8 protein-coding genes are annotated in these 12,834 nt (G+C 43.4%); all 8 read left to right on the forward strand.

The genetic code is table 11. The features are described from left to right. The first annotated feature begins 1 nt into the window (after position 1). Positions 2-1,057: an efflux RND transporter periplasmic adaptor subunit gene (locus VIA_RS05790; RefSeq protein WP_004411630.1), complete on the forward strand. Its 1,056-nt coding sequence runs from the start codon at positions 2-4 to the stop codon at positions 1,055-1,057. Next, positions 1,054-4,116, forward strand: a complete 3,063-nt coding sequence (locus tag VIA_RS05795) for an efflux RND transporter permease subunit (RefSeq protein WP_004411632.1) — start codon at positions 1,054-1,056, stop codon at positions 4,114-4,116. The genes VIA_RS05790 and VIA_RS05795 overlap by 4 nt, the downstream gene beginning before the upstream one ends. Positions 4,117-4,359: 243 nt before the next feature. Continuing rightward, positions 4,360-6,120, forward strand: coding sequence for an ABC transporter ATP-binding protein (locus tag VIA_RS05800; protein WP_004417816.1), 1,761 nt, complete (start codon positions 4,360-4,362; stop codon positions 6,118-6,120). Continuing rightward, positions 6,114-7,901 (forward strand): ABC transporter ATP-binding protein, encoded by a 1,788-nt coding sequence (locus VIA_RS05805; protein ID WP_004411635.1) that lies wholly within the window; start codon positions 6,114-6,116, stop codon positions 7,899-7,901. Before VIA_RS05800 ends, VIA_RS05805 begins: the two co-directional genes overlap by 7 nt. A gap of 665 nt (positions 7,902-8,566) precedes the next feature. Then, positions 8,567-9,307, forward strand: a complete 741-nt coding sequence (locus VIA_RS05810; protein ID WP_004411636.1) for an SDR family oxidoreductase — start codon at positions 8,567-8,569, stop codon at positions 9,305-9,307. A 14-nt stretch (positions 9,308-9,321) separates the two neighbouring features. Beyond that, a complete protein-coding gene (locus VIA_RS05815) occupies positions 9,322-10,530 on the forward strand; it encodes an acetyl-CoA C-acetyltransferase (RefSeq protein ID WP_004411637.1) in 1,209 nt (402 codons plus the stop codon). Positions 10,531-10,563: 33 nt separating this feature from the next. Beyond that, positions 10,564-10,911, forward strand: coding sequence for a phasin family protein (locus tag VIA_RS05820; RefSeq protein WP_004411638.1), 348 nt, complete (start codon positions 10,564-10,566; stop codon positions 10,909-10,911). 57 nt (positions 10,912-10,968) lie between these two features. Further along, positions 10,969-12,744 carry a class I poly(R)-hydroxyalkanoic acid synthase gene (gene phaC, locus VIA_RS05825; protein ID WP_004411639.1) on the forward strand — a complete coding sequence of 592 codons (1,776 nt, stop codon included), beginning with the start codon at positions 10,969-10,971 and terminating at the stop codon, positions 12,742-12,744. The last annotated feature ends 90 nt before the right edge of the window (positions 12,745-12,834 follow it).

Raw genomic sequence — 12,834 nt, forward strand, 5'->3', positions numbered from 1 at the left:
GATGCGCAGTTATAAATTCGTCATAGCGATGCTATCGGTCAGTGTTTTAGCAGCATGTAAGCCAGAGGTCGATCACCGACCAACTAAGCCTGTCATGGTGGATACCTTTACTGTAGAGCAAGCTTCTCAGAGCCAATTTAGAAATTTTAACGCCCAAGTGATGCCAGCAGAGCTCACTCCGTTGGCATTTCGCATTGATGGTGAGTTGTCATCAATGTTGGTAAAAGAGGGGGATCGCGTATCGAAAGGGCAAGTTGTCGCCTTGTTAGATAATGCTAAGAGTAAACAGCAATTGATCGACGCTCAAGTGAAGTATGAACTGGCATTGAAGCAAGCCAAGCGTGGTGAGGAGTTACGTGGTAACAAGATGATCTCACGTGCTGAGTTAGACGAGCTGAATGCAAACTTACAATTGGCAAACGCGAACTTAGGTGCAGCGAAAGCTAGCATGCGTTACACACGTTTGACCGCCCCTTTTGATGGTGTGATTTCATCTGTTGATAAGAAGAAACATGAGAATGTAACGCCCGGCGAACAAGTGGTCACGATTTATCAAAACGAACAGGTATACGTAAAGATTGAAGTTTCTGATTCAGTGCTCGCCATGTTGAATCCTGAAGTGAATGCGCAGGGTTACCAACCTACGGCGACTTTTGCAGGTCACGAAGGCAGTTATCCTGTTAGCTATTTGGAGCACACCAGTGAGCTTCACCCACAAAGCCAAACCTATGAGATCTGGCTGAACATGCCGCAAATAGAACATCAAATTCTGCCGGGAACCAGTGCGAGAGTATCGGTTGATCTGATTAAGGCGGGTTTGAGCACATTTGAAGCATATCAACTTCCCATGACAGCAATTGATGCGGGAAATGAAGCTCAGCAGTTTCATGTCTGGAAACTGGAAAGTGGCGAAGCACACAAATATCCGATCAGTGTTGACCAAATCACAGGTAACGGTGCATTGGTCGCATCGGGTATTAGTAAAGGCGATGTTCTCATCAATTCAAATCTTAGAAAGCTGCGTGAAGGAATGGAAATTAAAGGAGTTGAGCTGTGAGCATTGCTGAGTACTCAATAAAGAATAAAGTGATCAGTTGGTTATTCCTCGTCATATTGGCAGTGGGCGGTTATACCTCGTTCATGGACTTGGGCAGACTTGAAGATCCTGCGTTTACCATCAAAGACGCGATGATTATTTCTACCTATCCTGGGGCAACCTCTCAAGAAGTTGAGGAAGAGCTAACCTATCCGCTGGAAAAGGAAATCCGTAAATTACCGTACTTAGACAAAATTACCTCGACATCATCAAACGGAATGTCGCAGATAATGGTCAGCATGGAGATGGAATACGGCCCGGACGAACTGCCACAAATTTGGGATGAGATGCGTCGTAAGATCAACGATCTTCAACCCACCTTGCCATCTGGCGTCAGCTCTATTCAAATCATTGATGACTTTGGTGATGTATACGGGGTTATGCTAATGCTGACAGGTAGTGGTTATGACTACATTGAATTGAAACGTTATGCAGACTACCTAAGCCGTGAATTGGAGCTGGTTGATGGTGTCGGAAAAGTAGCGATTGCTGGCGACCAGCAAGAGCAAGTGTTTGTTGAGGTATCTCTTGAGCGATTAGCGGCACTTAATCTAGACATGAACACGGTTGTGGGTCTACTTAGCCAGCAAAATAGTGTTCAGTCTTCTGGTGAAGTTATGGTTAATGGCCAGACGTTAACCATTCGTCCCAATGGAACCATGAGTTCACAGCAAGAGCTAGAAGAGTTAATCATCCATGGGCGAGATACCGGCAATTTGATTCGCCTTAAAGATGTCGCAACAGTAACGCGTGGCATTCAAGAAAAGCCGAGTAATGTCGTCACTTTTAACGGACAACCAGCCATAAACCTTGCTATCTCATTTCGCGCTGGAGTCAATGTTGTTGAAGTGGGTAAAGCATTAGAAGCAGAACTCGAAACGCTAGAATCTATTCGCCCAGCAGGGGTAGAGATTAACTACTTCTATAATCAGTCGGCGGAAGTCGAGAAGTCAGTCGATGATTTCATCGTCAGCTTAGGTCAAGCGGTTGCTATCGTAATCATTGTCTTACTATTTGCGATGGGTTTGCGTAGTGGCCTGATCATCGGTGCGGTATTGCTACTGACGGTGATGGGCACATTTATTCTAATGAAGCAAAATGACGTCGAGCTTCACCGTATTTCCCTCGGCGCTCTTATTATCGCACTGGGTATGCTGGTGGATAACGCGATCGTCGTTGTTGAAGGAATACTGGTTGGATTGAAGCGCGGCAAAACTAAACTTCAAGCCTCGGTTGATATTGTTAAACAGACGCAATGGCCACTGCTTGGCGCGACGATCATTGCGATTACGGCATTTGCTCCAATCGGTCTGTCTGAAGATGCGACCGGTGAGTTCATGGGCTCACTATTCTGGGTGCTGTGTTATTCACTTTTCTTGAGCTGGATTACAGCGCTAACGCTTACACCATTTTTAGCAGATCTACTGCTGAAAGAGGAAGACAAACAAGCACAAGCAGAGGAAGTCGATCCATACAAAGGCGTCTTGTTTACTGTCTTCGGCGCTAGTCTTAAGTTTGCGTTACGTTTTCGTTGGTTAACCGTCATCAGCATGGTCGGCTTGCTTGTCGCAGCGGTTGCTGGCTTTGGCATGGTCAAGCAGCAGTTTTTCCCGCCGAGCAATACACCGATGTTCTATGTAGATATGTGGATGCCGGAAGGGACAGACATTCGTGAGACGACCAAAGAGACGAAAAAGGTTGAGCAGTACATTCGCCAGCAAGATAACGTCGAGTTTGTGTCTACTACGACAGGACAAGGTCTGCAGCGTTTTGCGCTGACTTACCAACCTGAGAAAAGCTATGAAGCTTATACTCAGTTGCAAGTACGTACCTCTGACCGAGAAACCATGTTCGCTTTGCTGGCAGAGCTAGACGAAAACTTAGCAGTAGAATTCAACCAACCGACATTTCAGTTTAAGTTGATGGAGTTTGGTCCTTCACCTGCGTCAAAGATTGAAGCACGCATTACAGGGCCGGATCCTAAGGTGCTGCGTGAAATCGCTGTACAAGTAGAAGATGTATTGCTTCAAGATCCCGGTGCGAGAAACGTCCGCCATGACTGGCGTGAGCGTACTAAGGAATTAGTGCCTCAATTCAATGAATCAAAGGCGCGACGCTTAGGCATCTCAAAAGAAGAGTTATCAAATACCTTGCAAATGGCGTTTGGCGGAACACCGATTGGTTTGCTGCGCGATGGTACACACATGTTGCCGATCATTACTCGTCTTCCTGAGCAAGAGCGTATTGATTTTGAGTCGCTGGCTAACGTGAAAATTTGGAGCCCAACACTACAAAGCTATGTTCCTGTTGAGCAAGTTATTGATGGTGTAACTCTTGAATGGCAAGAGCCGTTAATTCAGCGTCGAGATAGAAAGCGTACTCTGACCGTTCTTGCCGATCACGACGTGTTAGGACATGAAACACCAGCTAGTTTATTTAGTCGAGTGAAACCAGGCATTGAGGCGCTAACACTCCCTACAGGCTATGAAATAACTTGGGGCGGCGAGTATGAATCTTCAAAGGATGCACAAGAAGCCTTGTTTGGTTCTTTGCCAATGGGCTACTTACTGATGTTCATTATCACTATGTTGCTGTTTAACTCCCTGAGAAAACCGTTGGTCATTTGGTTCACAGTCCCTCTATCTATCATCGGTGTTTCTATTGGCCTACTTGCGACGGATATGCCGTTTAGTTTTACCGCCTTCCTCGGACTATTAAGTCTGAGTGGCATGATCTTGAAAAACGGTATTGTATTGCTCGATCAAATCAATATTGAATTGGAGTCGGGCAAGGAACCTTATCAAGCAGTATTTGATAGTGCTATTTCGCGAGTCCGTCCGGTTAGTATGGCAGCACTCACCACAATTCTGGGCATGATCCCACTGGTATTTGATGCATTTTTTGGCTCAATGGCGATTACAATTATGGCAGGCTTAGGCTTTGCTACGGTACTAACACTGATTGTTGTACCTGTACTATTCGCTATTTTTTATCGAATCAAACCATCCACTGCCGGATAGTTCAAGGATTGAAAAAGATTCGTTTCATGCCAGCCCGGATTTATTCCGGGCTTTTTTCTATCACGTTTCTGGTCTTGAAAACGACCTGATGATTTTTCATGCTGAAGAGAGTAAAATTCTCTGCTTCGAACAGTATTCTTGAACATTGCCTTATAAGCGTTTCTTATCATGTACTCGTCACCTTTTCGTACTGAAATGCTAAATTGAATCACAGACTAAAATTTCCTAGAAAGAACGAGTTGTATGACCAAAACTGAGTTTTTCTCGCATTACGTGCGCATGAATCGCAAGTCGTACTTGCTTGCGATTGTATTTATCTTTCTTGTTAACTGGCTGCAAGTTGAAATCCCACGTTACATTCAACTAGCGATTGATCTTATTGAAGATGCGTCGGTGACAGGTCATACGCAGCTTAAAAGCTATGTTGGTATAGTGGTCGCTATGTCGATTGCTATGGTGGTTGTACGTATTTTATCCCGCATCTATGCATTGAACCCCGGCAGGATTACAGAAGCGGCACTAAAGAACACACTCCTTAAAAAGCTCAATCGTTTACCGAGTAGCTTTCATCAGCAGTTTGCCTCCGGTCGCCTAATTTCAATTATCAACAATGACCTCAGTGGAATTCGACTTTTATTTGGCGTCGGCTTTTTGCAGTTTTTTAATGCCTTGTTAGCTCTGTCATTAACGCCCTTATATATGTGGCGTATTTCGCCTGAGCTTACGTTGTACTCTGTCATTCCCATCTCAATTGCTTTCGTCATATTTCGAGTGGGTTTTACACGTATGAAGACCTTACACCTTGAACATATGCATCGACTGCAAAACTTGTCGGCTCAAATGATGAATTACTTGTCTGGCATTGACTTGATAAAGAGCCAAAACATGTCTCCTTGGGTGAAAACTGAGATCGAGAAACTTAACCAACAATTGCTCCGCTGTCGCATGAGAATTATGCGTATACAAGTCTACTTTATGCCAGTGTTGGATTACGCCAATGACTTAATGAAGGTCATTATTCTTGGTCTAGGTGGGTATATGTTGATGGCACAAGAGTTAACATTGGGTGAGATAACGGCATTTCTGACCTATTCAGTGTTGCTTGCTATGCCTCTAATGCAGTTGGGCCGTATTGCGACCATTTACCAACGAGGGATCGTCGGTATCCAAAGTGCTCAAACAATCTTGAATGCAGATATGCCAAAGCTGGAAGAAATTAAACTTTCTCAACCTGAAGTTGAACAGCTCACAGGGAAAACCATTTCTATCCGAAACTTGAGTTTTCAGTACGATGTGGATGAAGAAAAAGTCCTTTCCAATATTAGTTTTGATATCCCGAAAGGAAAAAAAGTCGGGGTGCTTGGTGGGATAGGTGCAGGCAAGACAACGCTGGTTAACTGCCTAAACCATCACTTGGAGGTGCCAGCAGGCAGTATCTTTATTGGTGATAGAGACATTACCTCTTTTTCGCGCTCGGACTTACGTCGTTATATAAAAACAGTGACCCAAGATCCGTATTTGTTTTCAGCAACGGTTGAAGACAATATCCGCTTTGGTAGTCAGAGTGAGGTGACTAAAGCGCAAGTCGATGAAGTTTTAGAACTCAGTCAGTTAGCCGGTGATGTTTCTCGTTTTGAACACGGTGACCAAACTCTCGTGGGCGAAAAAGGCATTATGTTGTCGGGAGGTCAAAAACAAAGGCTCAGTATCGCGCGCGCGCTTTTAGAGCCAGCAGAGTTGATCATCATGGATAACGTACTCTCTGCAGTTGATTACGAAACAGAGCGAAAAATCCTAGAAAATCTATTCGACCATCTAGGCGATAAGTCAGTTTTGGTGGTGTCTCACCGTGTCAATGCACTTGAATATATGGATGAGATTGTTGTTTTAAATAACGGTGAGGTTATTGCACGAGGTGATCATAAAACGTTGCTCAAAACGTGTGATTACTATTTAGAAACTTGGCAATTACAACAAAATGAGACGGAGGCAACAGCATGTTAAAAGGTGTCGACGTCAAATACCTTAAGCACTTTTTCAAGTTCGCCAAGAAGTATAAAAAGTCAGCGATTTTAGGTATCGCCATGTTGCCGCTTACTGTGGTGACGAGCTTATTGTTTCCTTGGTTGATCATTCAAATAATTGATGTTCACCTCAGCCAAGGAGACATGCAAGGGTTGCTAGAATATGTCGCGTATTTAGTCGCGGTTCTAGTGATGAGTTACCTTGTTGATACGACTTACTCATACAATTTGCGAAAAACGGGGCAAAATACGGTCACTGATATGCGAAGTGTTCTATTTGACCGCGTATTAAAGTTACCACGCAGCTATTTTGATAGTACGCCTATTGGTGTCACTTTATCTCGTTTGACAAGTGACCTAGAAACCGTTGGCGAGACGTTCGTTCAATCGGTGGTGGGTTTAGTCAAGGATACTTTGAACACCATCGCCTTGTTGGTCATGATGTTTTTGATCGATTGGAAGCTGACTCTTATTGTATTGTTCGTTATGCCGCCAGTGATGTACCTAACGGTGTACGTTCGAAACCGGCTACGTGAGCTGTATCTACTAACTCGATCTGCGCTAGCAAGAGGAGTTGGTTTTTTGCAGGAAGTCTTGTTCGGTATGAAAACCGTGCAAATGTATCGTGCAGAGTCACAAGTAGAAGAGAAGTTCAAAAGCTATACCGATGAATTTTTGCATGCGCAGAAGAAGATCAATAAATATGATGCGATTCTGTTCTCGTTTATTTCGGGTATCACCTCTGTGACGATTGCTCTATTGATTTGGTACGGTTCAGAACAAGTGATTGAAGGCGCTTTGACACTCGGCGTTCTGATTGCATTTATCAATACATTAGAAAAAGTCTTTGTCCCGATACGCGACTTTACCTCTCAAATTGCCTCAATACAAAGCTCATTCGCCGCGTTCGACCATATTGAAGAGCTCTTTGCTCAACCGACAGCAGAAGAAGGGCGTCAACTATTGCCGAGTCAGGAAGTGAAACGTCAACTAACACAGTTCGAGACATTGGAGTTTCGTAATGTGAGTTTCCGCTACAAAGGCGATGCCCCATATGTTTTGAATAATGTCTCCTTTGTACTCGAAAAAGGTCATCAAATTGCGCTGGTGGGCTCAACAGGTTCTGGGAAGTCGACAATACTTCGGTTGATCTCTAGGACCTATCTAAACTACGAAGGTAGCATCTTATTAAATGGCATCGAGTTGTCAGACATTGCCGTAGAGGACTCCATGCACCTATTCTCGTTAATGATGCAGGAGGTTCATTTATTTGAAGAGAGCATCGAGTTTAACATCGCTTTAGGTAAACCCGAGATAGAGAGCAAGGATGTCGAACAATCGGCACAATATGTGTACGCGAATCGATTTATCGACAAGCTTCCTGGGCGATATGACTTTAAAATCGAAAAGAATGGTTCGAACCTGTCAGTAGGGCAAACCCAGCTGATCTCCTTTGCTCGTGCTGTTGCACAAGGTGGACAAGTTATGATGTTAGATGAAGCAACAAGTTCGGTCGATTCTATCACTGAGTCCCTCATTCAAAAGGCGATGCAACGATTGTTTAATGATAAGACGGTTATCGCAATCGCACACCGCTTGAGTACCGTAAGGCACTCTGACTTGATACTCGTGTTAGAAAAAGGTGAGATTGTGGAGCGAGGAAATCATAAACAGCTACTGGCTCTCAATGGTCTGTACGCAGGCTTGCTAAATGAAACTATCAAGTCATCGACTGAAAATATCGAAACCGCAAACCAATAGTTTAATCCATATTCTCAGAGCAAATTCAATAATACTATGCCGCCCGAATTTATTTCGGGCTTTTTTATACCTTCAATATTAAGTGTCGATAAATAAAGAAAATATATAGTAGATATTTCTCGTTGACTGACTAAATATAGACTATGGTATAGATAAAAATTATTTATCGAGCCTTTATTAATCATGGCCTTATAAATTTCATGTCTATATCATGACTGACGTATTGACCAAGTTTAATACTAAAGTTTAAATCCCTATTGATAACGTTCCTATTAAATTTGGTTGAACTATGGTTACCATGTTATTGATATTTCGCGTAATGGAATTTTTATGCAACTTTAGTCAAATTACTAATTATTCTTTTTGAAACAATGACTTACGACTTAATGACTGGTTTGTTGGTTAAAAAATAATCAGGAAAAACATGCACTTAAAGCGCATTAACATCAATATAACATTTCATTCTATATGAGACTTCGTTCAACTTTACGAAGTAATTCTTAGAAAATATTTGAACTGTAATAAATTAGGATTAGTTTTAAATATTAAAAGGTACAGGGAAGCCTTGATTGAATTTATTTAAATTTCATTTGTACGTATTGAGTAACGTATAAATTAGTACTTATCACTTTTTATTTATTGCTTGTTAAGAATGGAGTCCATTAATGAAGAAAATTGCTTTGATCACAGGTTCGAAAGGCGGAATAGGTTCCGCTATTTCGGAACAGTTAGTGAATGACGGATATCGAGTCATTGCGACGTACTTTACGGGTAACTATGAGTGCGCGTTAGATTGGTTCAACGAGAAGCAATTTAATGAAGAGCAGGTTCGTTTGTTTGAACTGGATGTGACTAATACAGAGCAGTGTGCAGAGCGACTAGCGGTATTGCTTGAAGAAGAAGGTACCGTTGACGTTGTTGTAAATAATGCAGGCATTACTCGCGATGGAACGTTCAAAAAGATGCAAGCGTCAGCATGGAAAGAAGTGATTGAAACGAATCTTAATAGTGTGTTTAACGTCACCCAACCTTTGTTTGCTGCTATGTGCGAAAAGGGCAACGGACGAGTCATCAATATCTCATCGGTCAACGGACTAAAAGGGCAATTCGGCCAAACGAATTACTCAGCGGCGAAAGCCGGCATGATCGGTTTTTCGAAAGCACTTGCAGCAGAAGGCGCGCGTAGTGGCGTAACGGTCAACGTTGTAGCACCAGGTTATACAGGAACGCCGATGGTGGAAGCCATGAAGCCTGAAGTTTTAGAATCCATTAAAGCTCAAATTCCAATGGGTCGTCTTGCAACTCCTGCTGAAATTGCAAAATCGGTCTCTTTCCTCGTCAGTGATGCGGGTGCGTACATTACAGGGGAAACACTCTCTGTAAATGGCGGCTTATACATGCATTAAAAAGGAATTTGACCATGGAAAAAGTATTTATTGTAGCGGCAAAACGTACACCTATTGGCTCATTTGGTGAAACGCTGAAAGACATATCTGCAGGCAACTTAGCATCAATCGCAATTAAAGGGGCGCTGTCAGAAGGTAATGTTGACGTAAACCTAGTCGATGAAGTGATCGTTGGCAATGTGATTAGTGCAGGTCAGGGGATGGGAGTCGGTAGACAGGCGTCTCTCTATGCAGGGATACCAAATGAAGTCCCAGCGTACTCGATCAACATGGTTTGTGGCAGCGGAATGAAATCAGTTATGGATGCCGCGAGTCATATTAAAGCTGGAGACGCTAATATTGTTGTGGCTGCAGGTGTTGAAGTGATGTCGCAAATCCCATTTACCATCCCTTCCGGTATTCGTGATGGACACAAGATGGGCAATATGAACCTGACAGACTTGTTAATCAATGATGGTCTGACGGATGTGTATAACCAATATCATATGGGTGTTACCGCTGAAAATATCGCGAAGTCAGTGAACCTCAGTCGTGAACAGCAAGATGAATATGCACTCGGTAGCCAACTTAAGGCCGTGTCGGCGATTGAAGCTGGAAAGTTCGAACAAGAAATTGTTTCTGTCGATGTAAAGAAACGCCGAGAAACTATCGTGTTTGATACGGATGAATATCCGAAGGCAGAAGCGACACTAAGCGGCTTAGCTAAACTACGACCAGCGTTTGATCGTGAAGGCACGGTGACTGCGGGTAATGCTTCAGGACTAAATGATGGTGCGAGTGCGGTTATCGTCGCCAGTGAATCTGCGGTGAAAAAGCATGGTTTAACGCCCATCGTAGAAATTGTCAGTTATGGGCAGTCAGGTCTAGAGCCAGAGGTAATGGGGTTGGGCCCTGTTGAAGCTGTCAGTATCGCGCTCGATAAAGCAGGTTTGACGATAGAAGACTTAGATCTGTATGAATTAAATGAAGCATTTGCTGCTCAAGCTCTCGGTGTTATCCATAAACTCGCCGAGAAACATCAAGTTTCGATTTCAAGCATTCTAGATAAAGCGAACGTGAATGGTGGCGCAATTGCACTAGGCCACCCACTAGGAGCGTCGGGTAACCGAATTCTTGTATCACTCATCCATGAACTCAACCGTAGAGGTGACCAATATGGTGTGGCCTCTCTATGTGTTGGTGGCGGCATGGGTACAGCACTAATCATCAAATCAACCCAGTAATTAATAAATGGAATTAACCCAGGAGTAATACTCATGTACACAGATTTTTTTAAAACATTTAGCGACCAAACTGAAAAAAGCCTAGAACCGTACCTAAAGTTCAACAAGCTAATGACTAAAAATGTTGAAGTACTAACAGAGCTTCAGCTTAACGCGATGCGCACATACAGCGAAATGGGCTTGGCACAAATGAAAGCTGCGGGTGAGATCAAAGACGTCACGTCATTGACAGCGTTTAGCAGCCAACAGCTAAGTGTTCTAACTAAGTTATCTCAGCAAATGATGGATGATAGCAACAAGCTTCAAGCGGTTGCTAAAGAGTTCAAAGATGATGTGGAACAGATGACGACGGAAAACCTTAAGACAGTGACTCCCGCATAACACTGCCTATTTTAGCCGCCGAAAGGCGGCATTTTTTCCGATCGTAGGAGTCTAATCATGTTACAAAACTTCTTTTCGGACTACCTTGTTAAGCTCCAAGAAACCAATCAAAAATGGTGGGAAGATCTAGAACTCAGCAGGGCAGCCGCAAACTCTCCTCTCAATAAAGCGATGCAAGAGGTTAACCTCGAAGACACGGCGAAGTTGTTAGAAGGGGCAGCCAACCAACCAGCAGCATTGCTCAAAATCCAGGCTGACTGGTGGCAGCAACAATTACAGATTTGGCAAAATGTTGCTCTTAGCGCTAATACGGACGATGTCGTAAAGGCCGATAAAGGTGATAAGCGTTTCACTCACGAAGAATGGCAACAAGATATTTTCTTCAATTTTATCAAACAATCTTATCTGCTTTTCAGTAAAACCTACCTAGAGACCATTGATAGCATTGAAGGTATAGATGAAAAGGCTAAAGAACGTATCAGCTTTTTCTCTCGTCAGGCCATCAACGCACTTTCTCCAAGTAACTACATTGCGACAAACCCCGAGCTTCTAAAACTGACACTTGAGCAAAATGGCCAGAATTTACTCACTGGTTTAGAGCAATTGAAAGCAGATGCGGAGTCCAGTGCAGATATTCTGAAAATTCGCATGACCAACAACAATGCTTTTCGCCTTGGCGAAGATGTTGCGAATACCTCAGGAGACGTGGTTTATAAGAATGAGCTGTTTGAGTTAATTCAATACCGTCCGCTGACGGAACAGGTTAACTCAACACCTTTGATGATCGTTCCGCCGTTCATTAACAAGTATTACATTCTAGATTTGCGTGAAAAGAACTCGATGGTGCGCTGGTTACTAGAGCAGGGGCATTCCGTCTTTATGATCTCTTGGCGTAACCCTAGTGCTGAGCAGCGTGACGTAGAGTTTGGTGATTACGTCACTGAAGGCGTGGCAAAGGCGGTTTCAGCAATTGAAGACATCACCGGCCAAGACCAAGTCAATGCGGCAGGTTACTGTATTGGTGGCACTGTTCTCGCCAGTACCATTGCTTACTACGCAGCGAAGCGTATGAAAAAGCGTATCAAGAGTGCTTCATTCTTTACCACATTGCTTGATTTCTCTCAGCCAGGTGAAGTCGGCGCATACATTAACGACACTATCCTGACCGCTATTGAAGCTCAGAATGACGCCAAAGGTTACATGGACGGCCGTTCGCTAAGTGTTACGTTTAGCTTGCTACGTGAGAATAGCCTGTACTGGAACTACTACGTTGATAACTATCTGAAAGGGAACAGTCCGGTCGACTTCGACTTGCTCTACTGGAACAGTGACAGTACTAATGTGGCAGCTAAAACGCACAATTTCATGCTGAGAGAGTTGTATTTGAACAACAAACTTGTTCAAGACAAAGGGGTGAAAATCGGTGGCGTATGGATTGACCTTAACAAGATCAAAATCCCAAGTTACTTTGTTTCGACCAAAGAAGACCATATTGCTCTTTGGCAAGGAACTTACCGCGGTGCTCTAAATGTGGGTGGTAACAAGACGTTTGTTCTTGGTGAGTCAGGCCATATTGCAGGTATCGTAAATCACCCTGACAAAAACAAGTATGGATATTGGACGAGTGATACGCTAGACGAAAGTGCTGATGAATGGTTGGCGAACGCGAACCATAGCGAAGGATCATGGTGGAAACATTGGCACCAGTGGTTGATGGGTTTCAATGCCGAAGAACAAGTTGCGCCTTTCCCTGTAGGCAGCGAACAGTTCCCGGTACTTGGCACATCTCCTGGTGATTATGTTAAGCAAGTTCTGCCTATAGATTCTGAATAACTGCATTATTAACCGAGATAAGACAAGGCTTTCAAACTCTGTTTGGGAGCCTTTTTTATTTGTAATGTCACAAGGGATCTGTTTAATTAT

Origin of the sequence: Vibrio orientalis CIP 102891 = ATCC 33934 (genome assembly GCF_000176235.1) — a bacterium.
Classification (GTDB): domain Bacteria; phylum Pseudomonadota; class Gammaproteobacteria; order Enterobacterales; family Vibrionaceae; genus Vibrio; species Vibrio orientalis.